This is a genomic window from Candidatus Hydrogenedentota bacterium (assembly GCA_016791475.1).
Lineage (GTDB): Bacteria > Hydrogenedentota > Hydrogenedentia > Hydrogenedentales > JAEUWI01 > JAEUWI01.
In genome coordinates this window covers 26881-44058 of record JAEUWI010000008.1, presented here as the reverse complement: position 1 = coordinate 44058, position 17178 = coordinate 26881, and the positions used below count along the sequence as shown (strand labels likewise).

14 protein-coding genes are annotated in these 17178 nt (G+C 62.5%); 8 read left to right on the top strand and 6 right to left on the bottom strand.

The window, feature by feature from the left end; genetic code table 11:
• Entirely contained in the window at positions 1-576 is a 576-nt protein-coding gene (locus JNK74_05985; GenBank protein MBL7645727.1) for a TlpA family protein disulfide reductase, read from the bottom strand.
• Positions 577-921: 345 nt separating this feature from the next.
• Between JNK74_05985 and JNK74_05980 the strand changes: the two genes are divergently transcribed.
• The 4 genes from JNK74_05980 (at position 922) to JNK74_05965 (ending at position 6187) form a co-directional block, all read left to right on the top strand.
• On the top strand, positions 922-1791 hold the full coding sequence (locus JNK74_05980) for a DUF2202 domain-containing protein (protein ID MBL7645726.1): 870 nt from the start codon (positions 922-924) through the stop codon (positions 1789-1791).
• A gap of 20 nt (positions 1792-1811) precedes the next feature.
• Positions 1812-3119, top strand: a complete 1308-nt coding sequence (locus tag JNK74_05975) for a hypothetical protein (GenBank protein ID MBL7645725.1) — start codon at positions 1812-1814, stop codon at positions 3117-3119.
• Between the two features lie 4 nt (positions 3120-3123).
• Entirely contained in the window at positions 3124-4431 is a 1308-nt protein-coding gene (locus JNK74_05970; GenBank protein MBL7645724.1) for a sigma-54-dependent Fis family transcriptional regulator, read from the top strand.
• Positions 4432-4513: 82 nt separating this feature from the next.
• Positions 4514-6187: a CehA/McbA family metallohydrolase gene (locus JNK74_05965; GenBank protein ID MBL7645723.1), complete on the top strand. Its 1674-nt coding sequence runs from the start codon at positions 4514-4516 to the stop codon at positions 6185-6187.
• Positions 6188-6243: 56 nt separating this feature from the next.
• On the opposite strand, the gene JNK74_05960 is transcribed toward JNK74_05965, so the two are convergent.
• Positions 6244-6831, bottom strand: coding sequence for a hypothetical protein (locus JNK74_05960; GenBank protein ID MBL7645722.1), 588 nt, complete (start codon positions 6829-6831; stop codon positions 6244-6246).
• A gap of 397 nt (positions 6832-7228) precedes the next feature.
• On the opposite strand from JNK74_05960, the gene JNK74_05955 reads away from it, so the two are divergent.
• The 4 genes from JNK74_05955 to JNK74_05940 all read left to right on the top strand — a co-directional run bounded on the left by JNK74_05955 (position 7229) and on the right by JNK74_05940 (position 11962).
• Entirely contained in the window at positions 7229-7849 is a 621-nt protein-coding gene (locus JNK74_05955; GenBank protein ID MBL7645721.1) for an RNA polymerase sigma factor, read from the top strand.
• Between the two features lie 1123 nt (positions 7850-8972).
• Positions 8973-10403 (top strand): PAS domain S-box protein, encoded by a 1431-nt coding sequence (locus tag JNK74_05950; GenBank protein MBL7645720.1) that lies wholly within the window; start codon positions 8973-8975, stop codon positions 10401-10403.
• A 13-nt stretch (positions 10404-10416) separates the two neighbouring features.
• The gene (locus tag JNK74_05945; protein ID MBL7645719.1) at positions 10417-11130 is read left to right on the top strand and encodes a response regulator transcription factor; all 714 of its coding nucleotides are present in this window, start codon (positions 10417-10419) and stop codon (positions 11128-11130) included.
• 382 nt (positions 11131-11512) lie between these two features.
• Complete coding sequence (locus JNK74_05940) at positions 11513-11962, top strand: hypothetical protein (GenBank protein ID MBL7645718.1); 450 nt, start codon at positions 11513-11515, stop codon at positions 11960-11962.
• Between the two features lie 70 nt (positions 11963-12032).
• On the opposite strand, the gene JNK74_05935 is transcribed toward JNK74_05940, so the two are convergent.
• The 4 genes from JNK74_05935 to JNK74_05920 all read right to left on the bottom strand — a co-directional run bounded on the left by JNK74_05935 (position 12033) and on the right by JNK74_05920 (position 16848).
• Positions 12033-14435 (bottom strand): hypothetical protein, encoded by a 2403-nt coding sequence (locus JNK74_05935; protein MBL7645717.1) that lies wholly within the window; start codon positions 14433-14435, stop codon positions 12033-12035.
• Between the two features lie 91 nt (positions 14436-14526).
• The gene (locus JNK74_05930) at positions 14527-14892 is read right to left on the bottom strand and encodes an STAS/SEC14 domain-containing protein (protein MBL7645716.1); all 366 of its coding nucleotides are present in this window, start codon (positions 14890-14892) and stop codon (positions 14527-14529) included.
• 99 nt (positions 14893-14991) lie between these two features.
• Positions 14992-16275, bottom strand: a complete 1284-nt coding sequence (locus JNK74_05925) for an alpha/beta hydrolase (protein MBL7645715.1) — start codon at positions 16273-16275, stop codon at positions 14992-14994.
• A gap of 102 nt (positions 16276-16377) precedes the next feature.
• Entirely contained in the window at positions 16378-16848 is a 471-nt protein-coding gene (locus tag JNK74_05920; protein ID MBL7645714.1) for a hypothetical protein, read from the bottom strand.
• Between the last annotated feature and the right edge of the window lie 330 nt (positions 16849-17178).

Sequence of the window (17178 nt, the reverse complement as noted above, 5' to 3'; positions counted from 1 at the left end):
CTACGGGGCCTTTTCTTCGTTCCGGACCGGCGCCGACTCGGGCGCCGCCGGTTTGAGCGCGAGCTCCTGCTTCACCAGGGTCACCAGCGTCTTCAGCTTCTCCTCGCTGAAACCGGCTTCGGCAAACTTTACAACGCCGTCTCGCCCGATAATGACGTTGCGCGGGATGAACTTGGTGGCGTAGAGGCTGTAGATGCCCCGATCCGGGTCGGGGGCAAACGGAAGGTCGAGCCCCTTCTGCATACGAAAATCCTTCAGCTCCGCCGCCGTGTGCTCCCGCCCGATGACGATGAGCCTGAAGTCCGCCTCGTCCTTGAACGCCTCGTGGATGCTCTTTTCCAGCTCGGGCAACTCCGCCAGACAGGGGCCGCACCACGTGGCGAAGAAATTGATAAACACCACCTTGCCCGCGTGCTCCTTGAGCGAGAATTTCTCCCCGTCAATGGTCTCGCAGGTGAACTCCGGTGCTTTGTCGCCCACACGGGTCACCGTCGTCTCCTCGTATTCATCCGCGCGCGCCGCCACCATCAACACGGCCAGACTGATGGCCAACAGAACTGGGGATTGGCGTTTCATGGCTCTGCCTTTCGTTGTTGCGGGTGTGCGCCCGCCCTACCGCATGATGCCGCGCCGCCGATGGATCCCTATCCGCAGCCCGGCAGCGACAACTCCTTTGTCTCCAGTCTAGCACGGCACGAAGGGATGCGCGGGAAGAAATCGGTCGTCACACCCTCCGGTCGACGGCCATGCCCTGCAAGAATTGCGCACGTTGCAGCGTCACGGACCATTTCTGCAGGGCAGGCGCCCCGAATCGAGGGAAAATCGTGGGCACGCTTTATGCCCCTGTAAAGGTGGAGTCGCCACAACGGCGGCTGAAACGGGATTCCCGCCGAGGCGGGCCCCAGAAAGGAAAGGCACCCCATGAAACGCACAACGCTCACTCGAAGCCTCCTGGCGGCCGCCGGCCTGGCGCTGGCCCTCGCAACGCTCCACGCCGCGGCCCAGCCCGGTAACGCCGCACCCCGGGGCAATTGCTACCTGAACAGTATTGCGACCGGAAACAACGCGGCGCCGACAACGCCCCTGACCGACGCGGAGAAGACGGCGCTGAACGGCGCGATTCAGGACGAGTACAAGGCACGCGCCACCTACAACAAGATCCTCGACACCTTTGGCCAGGTTATGCCCTTCGCCCATATCGTGAACGCCGAAGATCGCCATGTGGAGGCATTGGCATACCTCCATGAACGCTACGGCGTGACCCTCCCGGAAGATACGTGGGCGGACAAGATCCCAACCTACGCCACGCTGACGGAGGCGGCGGAGGCCTCGGTAAAGGCCGAAGTCGATAACGGTGCGCTCTATGACGCGCTGATGAAGGACGTGGACAACGTGGAATTGACGAACGTGTTCAAGGCACTCCAGTTTGCTACCATGGAGCATCACCTGCCCGCCTTCCAGCGGCTCCTTGATCGCCAGAACGGTGTCGTCACCGGAACGGGTAGCGGGATGGGTCGCGGCATGGGTATGGGCCGCGGCATGGGTCGCGGTTGCGGCGCAGGCGGATGCTGCGCCGTCGCGCCGACGGCCGGACCGGGACGGGGCATGGGCCTCGGCGGCCAGGCCATGCGCGGGCGTGGAAACAACTGGACGCCCGGACAGGGCAAGGGTCTCGGCGCGGGCCGGGGCAACGCCACCGGACGCGGCTACGGCCAGGGTTACGGCATGGGCCGTGGCGCCGGGCGGGGTATGAACCCCAACCCGCCGGCGAACTGCCCGCGGATCAACTGAACTGATTGGCGCAAGGCGCAATGAAAATCGAAAAGGCAACGATCGGTATCGGGCTGGCGGCCATCACGGTTATGGCCGCCAGCCTCCTTGTGCTCGTGGCGGACTATCGCACGGCGGTGGCGGGGCACCGCGCCGTGCTGCTGGCCCGGGGCGAGACGGCGCTGGACGCACTCGCGGCGGGCATCCGCGCCCAGGGACGCATGGGACGCTATCGCGGGGATCGGCTGGACTACATCTTCGAGGAACTCATCTCCGCGCCGGGCATCACGGGGGTGGCGCTCTTCGGCGCGGATAACGAAATCATCGCTTCCGGAGGTGACACGGCGCTGCTGATCGGCTCCAGAACCGGCGCCGTATGGGAAAGCGCCGCACTTGTCCTGAGCCGCGAAGTATCCCTGGAAACCGGTGGACACGGCCCTGGGCTGGGCCAGGGTCGCGGCGCACAGCGATGGGAGGCCGAAGGCTTTGAAGCCCTGCCGGCCGGGCCCTACCGATTGGTAATCGCCCTGGACACCGAGTTGATGTACAACTTGATGTCTGTTGACGCCGCGCGGCGCATACTGGTCTTTGGCGAAATTGGGGTCTTCACGCTCTTGTGCGGACTTGCCGCGGAAGGGGTGCTCCGTCGGCGCAGACTACAGGCCGCATTGGCAAAGGCCCGCGATGACGCGGCCCACCAGGAGCGCCTCGCCCGCCTCGGCGCGGGCCTGGCCCACGAGACGAAGAACCCCCTCAGCGTCGTGCGCGGCCACGCCCAGCTTATCGCGGAGTCCCCCGAGGACCACGAGGAAAATCGCGCGCGTGCGGAGCGCATCGTAGACGAGATCGACCGCGCCGTGGGACATATCAATGGTTTCTTGAGCCTTTCGAAGCCCCGAGAGCTCGAAATCGCCCCCCTGGCGCTCCAACCCTTCCTCAAAGCCTTCGTGGCGCTCATGGAGGAGGAAGGACGCCAGAAGGGCGTGGCGATTGCCGCCAACATACCGGATCTTGTCGTGCGCGCCGATGGAGCCCAGCTCCGCAAGGCTTTGCTCAATCTCGTGCTGAATGCCCTCGCCGCCTGCGCGCCCGGCGACCGGATCGCTATCGCGGTAATCCCATCCAATGGAAAAGTCTCCCTCACCGTACGCGACACGGGCCGGGGCATCGCGCCGGAGGATCTCGCCCGGGTGACCGAGCCCTATTTCACCCGCTCGGAGAAGGGCTGCGGCCTGGGCCTCGCGCTGGTGCAACAAATCGCCGAGGGACACGGCTGGACCTTGGAAATCCAATCCGCGCCCGGCGAAGGCACGACGGTTTCTTTGTGCGGCCTGGAAAGCGTATCGTGACGCCATGACGGACACACTGTCTATCGCCATCGTCGATGATGACCCCGGCCAGCGCCAACTGCTGGACAATGCCCTCCAGCGCGCCGGCTTCGCCACCCTGCTCTGTGCCGACGGCCCGTCGGGCCTGGCGGCGGCGCCCGATTGCGCGCTGATGCTCCTGGATGTTCGGATGCCCGGCATGAGCGGTCTGGAGGTGCTGGCGAAGGTGAAGGCGGATCATCCCGCGCTGCCGGTGATTCTGCTCACGGCCTATATCGACGTGCGCGACGCCGTTGCCGCAATGAAGCAGGGCGCGCTGGATTACCTGGAGAAGCCGGTGGACCTGGACGAGCTCATCGCGGCGGTGGACGATGCCCTGGGCACGCCGCCGGACCGAGCCGCCGATCCGGAATCCGCAACTCTGCCGCCCGGTATCGTGGCCGAAAGTGCCGCCATGCGGCTGGTCTTCCATCAGGCCATGCGCGCCGCCGGGAGCGACGCCACCATACTCATCACGGGCGAAAGCGGCACGGGCAAGCAGGTGCTGGCCGAGTATATCCAGCGCCAGAGCCCGCGCGCGGGGGGACCCTTTGTCACCGTGAACTGCGGAGCCCTGCCCGAGCACCTGATCGAGAGCGAGCTCTTCGGCCACGAGAAAGGCGCCTTCACCAGCGCGGACCGCCAGCACACGGGGCGCTTCGAGGAAGCCCACCGCGGCACGCTCTTCCTGGATGAAATCGGCGAATTGCCCCTCGCCCTGCAACCGGCCTTTTTGCGCGTGCTGGAATCGGGCGCTTTTCGGCGCGTGGGCGGCTCGGAAGAGCGCCGCGCCGATGTGCGCCTCATCGCCGCGACCAATCGCAACCTGGAGGAAGCCGTGAAGGCGGGGCGCTTCCGCGAAGACCTGTATTACCGGATCAACGTTTTCCCGCTGCATGCGCCCGGCCTTGCGGATCGCCCGGAGGACATCCTGCCTCTCTCGAATCTCGTGCTGGCGCCCCACCGAAAACGCCTGAGTCCCGCCGCGGAGCGCTGCCTGCTGGCCCACCCCTGGCCCGGCAACGTCCGCGAACTGCGCAACGCCCTGGAGCGCGCGGCCATTCTCGCCGACGGCCACCAGATCCTGCCCGACGATCTGCCCGAGGCCGTGCGCAAGAGCGAGCACCTGCCCCGGAAAACCACCGGTGTGCTCGTGGGCGACATGCAGGCCATCCAGCGACAGGCCATCACCGAAGCACTGGAAAAAACCGGTGGGAACAAGACCCGCGCCGCCCAGCTACTCGGTATAAGTCGCCGCAATTTGGTATACAAGCTGCGCGACTATGGTATGTGACAATGTGACGCCCGTGCCGTGAACCCTCGTGGCGGGAGCGTCTTCCGGGTTATGTTCGATCATCGAAGCAAGGAAGTTGCGGATGCAACGCTCAACGACAAGTAAACTGGCCCTTGCGCTGCTGCTGGCGGCAACCTCCCTGCCTGCGCGCGCCCACGATGGCGACCACGAGCTTCTGCCCCAACCACCGACCCTCGCGCAGGCCGGGACGCGGGTCACGCCGCCCGAGGCAGCCACCTGCGCCCTTACCCTTCGCGTCATTGATACCGTCACGGAAAAAGCGATTCCCGCCTTGATCCATATTACCGATGCACAGGGCCAAACGATCCGGCCGGCGGAGCTCCTTCCCCGGAGCACCGCCCTGAACGGGAAAACCGTGGGCGAGGCGGCTTTTGCGTATATGGACCGCTGGTACATTCTGCCGAGTGAACGGACCATCGAAGTGCCTGCGGATGCCGCCCGGGTTGACGTGTTTTCCGGACTTGAATGGTCGGCGGTGGAGCAACCCCTGAACCTCCGTGGGAAGACCGGCGCCACGGTGGAGCTGCGCCTGGATCGCTTCCACACGCCGGTTGAACACGCGGGCAACGTCCATCTGCACCTCAAGGAGATGACGCTTCCCGAGGCCGAGCGCTACGTTACCGAGACCGCCGCCGCCGATGGCCTGGACCTCGTTTTTCTATCCTACCTCGAGCGCCCCGGCGCGGACGCCCAGTATATCTCGAACTCCTTTACGGCCCCGGACCTCAGGCGCTTCGAAGAACACTCCGGGGTCATCTTCGGCTACGGCGAGGAGTATCGCCACAACTTCCCCCGTGCCGAGGGCTATGGTCACGTCATGTTTCTGGATCTTCCCCAGCTCATTCTTCCCGCGAGTCTCGGGGCCGATATCATGAAGCAGGGAAACGACGACATCGGACTGCGGGGCGGTATCGAGGCCGCGCGGCGCCAGGCGGCCACTATTCTCTGGTGCCACAATGCCCGGGGCTTCGAGGATATTCCGAGCTGGGTGTCCGGCCTGCTGGACGGGCAGATTGTGTTTGACGGCGGCGCGACCGGGGGCTACGAGCGGGGCTTCTACCGCTATCTCAATGTGGGACTCGAGGTACCCATCGCCATGGGAACGGATTGGTTTCTCAACGATATGGCCATGACCATGGTCCGCCTGGAGGACACCCCCGCCACCGCAAACTGGCTTGCCGCCCTGCGGGAAGGGAAGTCCTACATTACCAACGGCCCCCTACTCGAATTCTCCGTGGACGGCGCGCGGGCCGGCGCGATCATTGAGCCGGGCCCCGATGGATCGGTGCGCGTACACGGGCGCGCGATCGGGCGCAACGACTTCAAGGCGCTGGAACTGGTGGCGAACGGCGCGGTGATCGCGCGCGCCGATTCGAAAGCGACGACGGGGGCCTTTGAGGCAGATATCGACCAGACGGTCGCCGTACGGGAATCAACGTGGCTGGCGCTCCGGACCGTCCCGTTTGAAGTCAACTACGACCGGCCCGAAGCGGTGAGCATCGGCTTCAACGAATATGGACGACCCCTCTTTGCCCATACGAGCCCGATCTACGCGCGCGTCGCGGGAAAGCCGGTGTTCCTGCCCGAAGCGGCCGAGGATCTCATCGCGGAGTTGCACTCCTGCATGGTGACCATCGGCCGCACCGGAAACTTCGGCAGCGAGGCCGCAAGGGACAGCGTGCTCGCGGTCTACGAGGCCGCGCGGGTGGCGCTGGAGAAGAAGCTGGGTCGCTGAGGAGCTATCGCAAGGAATAGCGCGGAAGCCGGAATCATCCGGCGCTTGGACGGCGCTCAGTCGATGGCGGACGTCTCAAATTCTCCAAGTATGGGGAGTCCCCCGAGGTTGCTTCCGAGGGTGCCTCCAAAGGTGCCGTCGAACCAGTCCATGCGCCCGTCGCCGTCGGAATCCGTACCCTTTCCGAAGAGTGCGATCTTTACGCAGTCGCCGCTGGCGCATGTTTCCAGCAGGTCCGGGGTATTGAGCTCGAGGGCGCCATCGGGCAGCAGCACGCCGGTGACTTCGATCGCGGGCAGGTTGAGGAGGCTGGCCACACCGGCTTCCAGTCCGCCCGCGCCCAGAGCGGCAAGCCCCGCACCTCCCCCACTCGCGAGCAGGGCCAGGTCTTCCGGCAGCACGCACCCGAAGGAGAGGGTAACACTTCCGGTGACTCGGCCGTTTGCGAGGGGCAACCCCGCCACATCCTGTTCGAGGGTAAGCAGCATGCCGCACCCTTCGATAAGTTCGAGGTCCCCGGCGCCCACGGCAAAGTCGCCGCCGTAGTTTCCGGAGGCGTCAAAGGGGGGCGACAACTGGGGACATCCCGCGAGAGAAAGACTGCCGAGGGTCAGGGCGGCGGCAAATGTGTGCTTCATTTTCATGGGGATTCACCTTTCGTTGGGTGGCCGATTCATCCAGGACAATGTCCACCCGATCTATGGGTCGGTGTCGCTCCCATTACGCGGCAGGGGGCCGCTTTACCAAAAACTTACCTGGGACGTCCGCGGGCATTGGAACGCGGTCCAGGGGCCATTTTTGCTGGGTGGCATGGACAAGTCCCCGCCCTGCTCCGGCCCCTGTTCCGAGCGGAAAGAACCCCATAATCCATTTATTTTCATGCACTTACCCCGATCCAAAGGCACCGTTGTAATCTTTGCCAAATCACTGCCAATCCCAGGCGGATTCCTAGATCCAGCCGGTTAAAGTTTCACCAGAACCCAAACGGAGGATCGAAATATGAATCACGCAATGGTAATGAATCGCAGTTCGATGGACAGAATGGGAGTACGTCCTTGGGCCGCCACCGGAAATCGGAAAACGGCGCCGGAGCAACAGACCGACGAGGCCCTCATGGCCACCGTCGTGCAGGGCGACCAGAACGCCTTCGCGACGATTGTCGAACGGCATCAGGTCGACTTGTTTCGATACTGCATGAGTTTCCTGAAGAACCCCGAGCGCGCGCGGGACGCGGCGCAGGAAGTCTTCCTGAAGGCCTACAGCAAGGCGGGCACCTTTGACCGGGATCGGCTTTTTCGCCCCTGGTTCTTCCGGATCGCCCGAAACCTCTGCCTCAATATGCTTGAGCGGGATCGGATCGTGGATATGACCTCGCTGCAGGATCCCGCCTTCAACACGTTTGGTCAGGATGGCCGGATCTGGGAGTCGGATATGCCGGACCCGGCCGCGATGGCCCTGGAGGATGAGCGCCACCAGTGCCTCCTCGCGGCAATGGAACGACTGCCGGAACGGGAGCGGGAGATTGTGGAGCTGCGGTTCTTTCAGAACATGTGCGCCCGTGACATTGCGGCCATTGTCGGAAGTACGGAGGGCGCCGTGCGCACTAAACTTCATCGAACGCTGAAGTCCCTCCGGGCCGATCTGTCCGCGTATATGGCATAGCGCCCGCCGCGTGCTGGAAAGACACCGGCGGCAGAATGTCCCGGCAGTAAAGGCGCATGGCGTACACCAGTCGATTTCGGAGAATAAGCATGTTGGCAATCAGATTTCGGAGCATGGATTGGTTCCTTTCAACCGGAGCGCATTTTGCCGAGATTCGTGTTGAGGCCGAGGGCGTAGCCGGGCATCCCTTCACGCCGAGAACTACCCGTGCCCGTGGGTGTCGTTACTCCGCCGGGAGGGAGCGCGCCCCGTCTTGCGAGAATTCGTAGTGGCGTGTAACACACGGCGACTTCGCCCGTAACTAAGCACGCAGCCCACTGTGGGTTGCCCAGGAAACACTGTCGGTTCAATACCCACCCCCAAAAAGGAGTACACACCATGGATTTCGAATCACTCTTCAGCGGCATCTTTGAACAGATCCTGTCCACGATCACGACCCTGATCACCGACCTTATTCAGGGTGGACTGAATGACCTGCTGGGTGGTCTGCTGGGCTGAGCACCCCGCGGACGGCGCAGGCGGTTTGCCAGCCTGGGGGGGCCGTGAACGACAGGTTACGGCCTCCCCGATTCAATACCGTTGCGACAAACTGAGGCGTATCCGCAACGAAGCACGCGCCCCCTTTTCGCCAGCCGGGTGCGACAACCAATCGATTCTAGACGGAGTACACACCATGAATTTCGAATCACTTTTCAGCGGCATTTTTGAACAGATTATGGCCACCATTACGGATATGCTCAGCCGCTTGTGCGAGGGCGGGCTGGCCGAACTCTTCGGTGGCCTTATGGGGTAATTGACGGGCAGGTGCTCCAGACCCTGACCTTGTTCGTTTCGCAAAGTACTTGACGACGTTCCGCTTGCCGTATCCTCGGCCCCAATAGGATGGGAGGCCGGGCGCTGACAGCGCTCCGGCCTCTCGTCGCATTTCGGCGCGTCGCCGAGCGGGTGGCGCCAACAGGCGGGGGAACCAGGGCGCGCCATTGAAGCTGGAGCGGGTGGTGAGATAGCATGGGCCGCGGTGGATGCCCCACGCGCGATCCGCCACCACCGGTACATGTCTCACCGGGAAAACAGCGCCACCTCCTTTCGGGGGAGCGCCGTTCGCGGATCAGGAGAGCGTTAGATGGAAGATGTGAAGCACCCCTGGGAGGCGATCGTTCTTGGACTGAGCCTGCCCGTGCTTATCTGGCGATGGAGCCCGGGCGATCCACAGTCGCCGGAACTCGCCTATGCCAATCCGGCGGGCGCCGACACCTTTCGCCTTCCGCCGGACCATGCCGTCAATCGCCGCTTTGATGACGTCATGCCGGATTCCTCCATCGTACGCCGCGTGGAGGACCTGCGCCAGGCGATAGTGGATACCTTGCGCTCCGGCGAAACCCGCCATCTGCGCGGCGTCTCGATCCACTTTCCCAATACAACGCTCGACTGTCTCCACTTCCAGTTCGTGCCCCTGCCCACGTCGGAAGTGGCCATGGTGGGCGAAAGCCCCTACAAGGGCTACCTGGACAATTTCTCGGATGTCTTCGGGGTACTCTCGCCCGCCGGCGACATGCTCTATGTAACACCGAGCGCCGCCACGAATTTTGGCTTTTCAACGGAGCATATGAGCGAAGCGATTAATGGGCTGACCATCGACGATCCGGGCATGTCGGCACTGATAGACGCCTGGTATTACGTGATGTCGAACGAGGACGCCACGCGGAAGATCGAGTACCGGCGCCAGAGCCGGGACGGCGCCTGGCACGACATGGAGCTGATCGCCCGGCACTACACGGACGATCCCCGGATCGGCGGCGTGCTCTTCAACAGCCGGGACATTTCCCAGCGGAAAGCCGATGAGCGAAAAATCCTCGCGTTGAATGAAGAACTCGAGGCTTTTACGTATACCGTATCCCACGATCTGCGATTGCCCCTCCGGCTGGTTGCGGAAATCCTGTCCCGGACCCTGGCCGACGAAGCAAGTACGCTGTCGGAGCAGGCACGCAGGGACCTGAATCGGGCGGACGCCCTCACGGGCGATATGACCACACTGATTCGCGATCTGTTGGCTTTCTCGCGAACGGGAAACGCGGCGCTGGAGCGCACGGTTGTTGACCTTTCCGCCCTGGCGAGGGAAGTGTGCGAGGAATTGGTCTTCTCCGGAGTCGTGACGCGGGACGTGTTCGCCATTCAGGATGGCCTCCGGGCGGTGGCCGATCCCCCGCTCCTGCGCCAGGTACTGGCGAACATAATGGGCAACGCGGTAAAGTTCTCTCAGCATGTGGATCGGCCCCGAATCGAACTGACGGGTACATCAGGCGCCACGGTCACGCACTTTCAGGTGAGGGACAACGGCGTTGGCTTCGAGCCGGAACAGGCGTCCAAACTCTTTACGGTTTTCCGGCGCCTTCATCAGGATCCCGCCATCCCCGGCACGGGGGTGGGGCTCGCAATCGTGAAGCGCGTTGTGGAACGCCACGGTGGCGAGGTCTGGGCGGAGGGATCGCCCGGAGCCGGGGCGGCCATTCATGTGGTGTTGCCGGTTGGAAATCCATGGAATCGGGAAGAATAAGGAGTCCTTCGGGATGTCGCGGAAATCAATCCTGGTGGTCGATGATGATCGCGAACTTCTGGCGCGTCTTACGGACGCGCTGCGCGGCGGCGGATTCGAAGTGCGTACGGCCATGACGGGGCCCGGAGCGCTGCGGTGCTTCCGGGAAGCGCCCGCCGATCTGGTGGTGCTCGACATCGCCCTGGCGGCGGAAGACAGCAACACCGAAATGGACGGACTCCAGGTGCTCGAAGCCCTCCGGAAGATGGCCGCCGTTCCGGTCATGATGCTCAGCAGCACGGCCATTCCAACGGTAAAGGTACTCGCGCTCGACGCCGGGGCGGATGACTACTTGACCAAGCCCTTCGACACCAAGGAATTCATCGCGCGGGTAAGGGCGCTCCTCCGGAGGTTGAGTCCGGGCGATGCCTCGGGGGCCCAGCGGGTGCTGGGTGAATTGGAAATTGCTCCCGAAGCGCGCAAGGTCTGGAAGCGGGGCGTGGAAATACACCTGACGGCGCGGGAGTTTGATCTGCTTCACGTGATGTCTTCCAGACCCGGACGTGTCTTCAGTCGCGATGCGCTCTTTGATCTGGCCTGGTCCGGCTCTTTCGTGGGCGTTGCGAAAGGGATAGACGTCCACATTGGCAACCTGAGAAAGAAGCTCGGCGAAGGTCCGGGGGAACACGCCTATATCGCAACGGTACGCGGTGTGGGCTATCGCTTCGATCTCCCCGAAGGGGAATAGCGAAGGGCTTTCCCTTCCGCTTTGACATATCCTCATCCTGCCCGCGCTCCGGCGAATAGTACGCCCCCCAACCTTCGCCCATAGCGCTTCTTTGCCGCCGCGTCGGGCCGCTTTTCGACACGATGTCTCCCCTCCGCCGTCCTTTCCAAATCTTTTCCATTTCTTGTCCCGAGCCCGGAATTGCGACGTTAGACTTTCAATGGTTCACGCACGGATTAAATCGCCGTGGTTGCCCGTGATGAATGGAACTGTTGCGGAAGCTCGCAGCGCGCCCGCACAAAACCGCACATACGCGGCAAGTTCCCCACGGTAGCGAAGTCGGCGTCTGTGGAGTGGAATTTCGGAACGAACATCGGTAGAAACCCGAGAGGAGACGAGTGAAATGAGCGGTGCACGATTGGAAGCGAAGTATTGGATGGGCGTATTGAAGGGACGGTTCTGGCGCGCGACGCAACGGTGGCTCCTCGCGCCGCCCCGCCCGAGTGACGAGACCCTGGTTCGGGCGGCGATGGGAGGCGATGATGCGGCCTTTGAAGCGCTCGCAAATCGCTACGAGCTGGAGCTCTACCGGTATTGTCTGAACTATGTTCGGGACTCGAATCAGGCCCACGCATTGGTTGGTGAAGTGCTTTCAGCCGTCAGGAACAAGGCGGAGAGCCCCGAGTCCGGCGGGTCGTTCAGGCACTGGGTCTTCGGCATCGCACAGAAATGCTGTATACGATCCCTGCTTCGGGAGCGGCGCCTGGAAAGGGGTGCTGATTTCCGCGAACGATTCGCGCGACTTGTTCTCGCGCCCTGTGGCCCACCTTTCCTCGAAGGAGACTTCGAATAACACAACCACAAAAAATGGGCTTCCCGGCGCGGATAAGCGCCGGGAAGCCCATTGGCTGTCATCTATTCAACTAACGGCGCCCGGGCGCGCCACCGGCGCGCCGCCCGCCTCCGGGACCGCCGCCGCCATTCTTTATGGCCGGGCCGCCACCGCCAATCTGATTGTTGCGGAAGTTGCTGAAGTCCTGGGTTCGCCGGGCGCCGTTCTGACGGGCCACCGAATCCCGATTCAATTGCTGGGCCATGGGCAACTGAGCCGGCCCGGACTGACCCACACCCGCGCCAATCTGCGCCGGAAGCTGCGCCGGGGGCGTACGATTCGCCGCCGGGGCCTGTGGTGGTGCCGCGGGGGGAGTCTTCTTCGTTCCCTTGGCCTTCAACGTCGGTGTTTCGCCGCCCTTGAGTTGACCACCAAGTTGCTCCCAGTCGCCATTTTCTCCCCGGTGATACACGTTGCCGTCTTGACCGGCGTAGATATTGCCGCCATCGCCGCGAACCACCATGCTGGGCCCGTCGCCATCGCGGCGCACCACGGCCGCGCCCTCGTCGGTCCGTATCACACGGGTCGTGTTGCCGGTCACCTTGTTGGTGTAGCGCTTGGTCGAAGCCCAGTCATCGCCCCGCTGCACGTACGTGGAGCCCCAGCTCGCATACACGTTCGAGCCCTGTCGGGTCTGCCCGTAGGTATCCGTGCGGGGATTCCACACCTGGGCGCCGCCCCGCGCGCCATAGGGGCCATAGGCCACGCCGCCGCGCGCGTAGGTTCCCGTGCGCGGGTTGTACACCGCCGCCGCGCCGGCGCCGCCATAAGGACCATAGATTCCCGCGCCGTGTCCGTAACGTCCCGTCCAGGGATTGTACGCGGCGGCCCAGCCATAGGTCACGGGCCGCGGATAGTAAATGGGGTATGTGGTGCGGTACCACACGTAGGGCGGATAGTAATATCCAGTACCCCACACGGCACAGCCCCAGGCAATCATGAGACCGGTATAGCCCGCCGTGTACACAAATTCAGCCCATTCGTCGTCCTCATCTTCAGCAACGGTGACATAGGTCACGTGGTGGACCGGTGAACTGGGCGGTATGGTGTAGATTTCGCCCGGAACGGACTTCGTCACGCTCCAGGGGCCGGCGGCGTTCGCCGACACGAACCACACGCCCTGGTAGCACATGTAGTACGAATCCCCAACTTTGATGATCGCCTTGTCCGTGTTGACCGCCATCTGCATCGAGGTGTTCGCGATCGTCTCAAACTGAGGCGCGTCCTGGTAGATCACTTCGGGCGCTTTTACTTCGCTGATCTTGACCCGGGCCGATTGGGGAATCTGGGCGAGGAGGACCGCCTCCATGGCGGCCGGAGAGCCCGGCACCGAGGACAGTACCCGCGCGCGCGGGTGGTCGGCGGGAATGCGCTTGAAGTCTTCCGGAAGGTCGGGGGTGGCGAAGGACCACGGCCCGGTCAGGTCGAGCGCGGCAAACCAACGTCCCGCAACAAGGTAATAAAAGGGGCCCTCTTTGCCAAGGCGGAAAACGTCGCTCTCGGTGTTCTTCACCCAGAGAAGGCCCGTTCCATCAATCGCTTCGTAGGCGGGCCGCCCCTTCGTGGAGATGATTTCGGCGGGTCCATTGTTCACAAAAACGGTGGGAACGTCTTTGGCCGAAATCGTCTTGCCGGGCAGGGCTTCCTTCACATCCTTCCAGTCCGCATCCGGCAGCTTGGAGAAGCTGTCCGGCAGGGTACCCGCGGGCGCCCAGGGGCCTTTCAAGTCGGTCGCCGTGAGCCAGGCGCTTTCGTTTCGGAGATAGTAAGGCCCGGACTCGCCCTCCTGGAAGAGGTCCCAGTTCGTGTTCACGACGAAGCGAAGGGAACTCGCCTGGATGGGGCTCCAAACCGGATCGCCATCAATCACCGCCAGCAACGCGGGGGCGTCGGCGTAGAAAACAACCGGAGGATCGGCTTTCACACCCTCGACATTCTTCGGCGCTATCTGGCTGGTGTCGATCGCGGCGAGTACGCGATCCAGCGCGATCACCCGGTCTTCCTCGGGAAAGGCGCCGGTGATTTCCGTGATCATGTCGAGTGTCTGCGCTTTTTCAAGCGCCGGAAAGTTTGCCTCGGCAATCTTCAGCGACGCAAAGCTCACGAGGCGCTCTTCCACGGCAACGCTGGTGTCGGATTCTATTTTGATGGTTCCGAGGGCCGTATCCTCGCTGTCCTTCGCCCGGTAGGAAACCGCCGCGTAGGCGGTCATATGCTGCTGCCGGTCCCAATCCGCTATCTGGGGCTGGTACACGACAACGGCGGCTCCCAGGGGAGTCGTATACCCCCTCGGCCAACCACCGTCTACCGCGGTCTCTTCGGCCTTCACTTTCTTCCCGCTCTGACCATGCACGATTGGGCAGGGGCCCGCCACGAGCCCCAAAGTAGTCAGCGCGATCACACACACCTGCTGGAACTGAGACAACATTCTCATTTTTTGCTCTCCGCGGCCGCTTCGGCCTTTTCGGACTCACTCGAATGATCTCGACACTCACCAACGAGAGAATTAACAGGACGACCCCGGTTCAGGCCGGCTCCATAATCCACGCGTGGGCCTTGTCAATTTCTGCATGAAGAAAATATCGTATGGGAAAACGGCGCACGCCCTGGCCGGTAAAAAGAACTACCAGTTCCTCCCACTCTTTGTTACCGACGAGCGCCATCTTCTCGATGTAGGCGTCATACTCCGCCTGAAAGGAAACATTTCCCCAGTCCCCCTCTTTGGCCCAGCCGAGGAAATTATCCGCCACGATAAGGTAACGAATCGGACCCGTCTCGTCGATGTGTTGCGCGGTGCGCTTCTGCACCTCGGCCAGTTCGGTGCTGGTCAGGAGCCCGCTGACTTGCACCTTTATCAGGTCATCGACAATTTCTACAATGCGTGCTGGCACGGCGATCCCTCAGTTCAACGGATCCGGAAGCCGAAGGCCCCGGAATTCAGCATTTCGGGTTTGCATCATCGATTTGTCCCGCCGCGCGCGACGGGATCGTCACTTAAACTCGGGGTAGCCTGGATTGACTACCCAGAAATTATCCTGAAGCGCCAGGGGCCGACCATTTTCGGCGCCGGCCGCCCGATGTTCTTTGAGAACGAGGATTACGTCGGAACTGACCGACGGGTCCTGATAGAAATAACTATGGCCGAATATGTCCGCCCGTTTGACTCGGGCATCCACGACTTCCAGGGTATCGTTTTGCGCCAGGCGCTTTTTCTGGACCGGCGACAGGATCTTGCTGGTGAGTTTTCCGATCCGGCTGACGCTGTCGAAAACCCAGCTTGAAAGACCAAGGGCGCGGTCGTCTTCGGAAATATAGATCGTCACCTGCTCGGGCACGAACGGGACCCCCTCCGCCATGACCCGCTGCGTCACCACTTCAAAATCAAGATCGGGCGCGGCCAGCACGACACTGCCGAGCTTCAGGGCCTTGCCGGGATCCAGGCCGCGATTCCTGTAGGCGATGTTGAGTTCGCGCAGCGCCGTCAGCGCCACATCGGTGCCCCGGCTGTGCGCCAGGATGTTTACCTTTTGCAGGTCCGGGCACTGGGCCAGCGCTTCCAGCATATTCTTCAAATGCATCACGGTGTACTCGCCGGACTCGCGATCGGTGGTGTAACCGCGAATGCCGCCGTGACCCGCCGGCCAGGAATAGGCGATGGGCACGCCCTGCCGCCCCATGAAATGCCACAACTCGGCGATCGTGGTGACGGAATCGTCGAAGGGGACGTTGTAGCCGTGGACGAGAACATACACCTCCTTCAGATCCGTCTGAGAGAGCTGCTTCGACACCACTTCCTGCAATTGCGTACCGGCAACCTGAAATTCGGCTTCGATGGCGCGCTTTCCCGCCTCATCCGAAAGGTACCAGTCGACTTTCCTGCCCGATGCGGGCCAGGTGAAAGTCTCGGTATTCTTCACGATGTGCGGCGCGAGCTTCTCTTTGCGGTCGGTGCTCAGGCTCTGACTTACGAGAGAATCCCAATCCTCAATCTCGCCAAAGCGCACCGCGCTGACGCCCGTAACCAACGCCGGCGCCCGCAATGAGCCATAGGTAAGCGCACCCGTCTTGTCTTCCAGGCGCTGGCGGTCTGTGGCGTAGATAATATTCACATCCGGCGAGCGGAGAACTTCCGGCGTGCCCTCGAAGGGGTTCTCTCCCCGGGCCGCATAGAGCGCGGGCGGCGGCATGAGCTGCCTGGTGGCGCATGCGGGCACAAGAAGTAGAATCAACGTGGCCATGGTCACATGGAGTATGGGGCGCACGATACTTTTCATGGTGTTCGGTTCTCGGTCGGGCGACCTTCTGGTTGACGCCGGCGTGTCCACGGCGCGAAGGCCCTTCGGTGCGTTGAATAGAGTCCAATCCCCACAAGGTGATCAGAAATTGATCGCCATCCCGATTACCGGCCCGTACGTGGTCATGTCCAGATCGAGGTGATCCTTGTCCAGCTCGATGTTCATATAGCGGTACCCGAATCCAACCTCATAGCGGTCGGAGATGCTGTAGGTCAGGACCGCCACGGCGTTCGTGGTGAGTTCGGATCCGGTGCCAAAGCCCGCAAGATCACCCCGGAGCGAGGCGTTCCAGCGTTCGGACAGATTGAAGCGCAGGCGCGCGCCGACCATCGGATCAAGCCAGTCTTTGGTTATGTCGGCGCCGAGTGGGCCCACATTTACATCCGAAGCCACGCGGAAGTAACGCGCGCCCACGAGCGCATCCACGCCGAACCGATTCATTTCAAAACTACGAATCGCACCGATTTCGAACATCGTCTGCTTGAGCACGACATCGGCGCCGACCTTGAAGGGGTTTCTGCGCGGAATGCGAAATTCGGCATCCTCGCTCATCTTGATAAAGTCCAACTCCGTAAAAAGTCCCCACTTCCCCTTCTGCAACTCCAAGCGGGCAAAAGCTTAGCACCTCGGCCCGATTGGACACAACCCGTCCCGTCGGTTCCGGGCGCTTTCTTTCCGTAGTACCCAACTACCGTCGGGCCGCTACCGCGTTACATCCATATACCGTCCGAAAACGGGACGCTTCGGATGCCCCGAACCCGAGTGCGCCGACGGAGGGAGGTCCTGTTGCGGAATGAGAAACAGGGCGCGCGGGCTCGTGCCCGAAGCCAAGGTGCAAACCATCGGAAAATAAAGGAATTTTCACGGGTTCGCATCGCGGAG

Coding starts and splice junctions, on each gene's coding strand:
- JNK74_05940 (MBL7645718.1), top strand. CDS start 11,513: ATGAGCGGTGCACGATTGGAAGCGAAGTATTGGATGGGCGTATTGAAG.
- JNK74_05960 (MBL7645722.1), bottom strand. CDS start 6,831: ATGAAAATGAAGCACACATTTGCCGCCGCCCTGACCCTCGGCAGTCTT.
- JNK74_05935 (MBL7645717.1), bottom strand. CDS start 14,435: ATGAGAATGTTGTCTCAGTTCCAGCAGGTGTGTGTGATCGCGCTGACT.
- JNK74_05945 (MBL7645719.1), top strand. CDS start 10,417: ATGTCGCGGAAATCAATCCTGGTGGTCGATGATGATCGCGAACTTCTG.
- JNK74_05925 (MBL7645715.1), bottom strand. CDS start 16,275: ATGAAAAGTATCGTGCGCCCCATACTCCATGTGACCATGGCCACGTTG.
- JNK74_05965 (MBL7645723.1), top strand. CDS start 4,514: ATGCAACGCTCAACGACAAGTAAACTGGCCCTTGCGCTGCTGCTGGCG.
- JNK74_05920 (MBL7645714.1), bottom strand. CDS start 16,848: ATGAGCGAGGATGCCGAATTTCGCATTCCGCGCAGAAACCCCTTCAAG.
- JNK74_05950 (MBL7645720.1), top strand. CDS start 8,973: ATGGAAGATGTGAAGCACCCCTGGGAGGCGATCGTTCTTGGACTGAGC.
- JNK74_05985 (MBL7645727.1), bottom strand. CDS start 576: ATGAAACGCCAATCCCCAGTTCTGTTGGCCATCAGTCTGGCCGTGTTG.
- JNK74_05980 (MBL7645726.1), top strand. CDS start 922: ATGAAACGCACAACGCTCACTCGAAGCCTCCTGGCGGCCGCCGGCCTG.
- JNK74_05955 (MBL7645721.1), top strand. CDS start 7,229: ATGGGAGTACGTCCTTGGGCCGCCACCGGAAATCGGAAAACGGCGCCG.
- JNK74_05975 (MBL7645725.1), top strand. CDS start 1,812: ATGAAAATCGAAAAGGCAACGATCGGTATCGGGCTGGCGGCCATCACG.
- JNK74_05970 (MBL7645724.1), top strand. CDS start 3,124: ATGACGGACACACTGTCTATCGCCATCGTCGATGATGACCCCGGCCAG.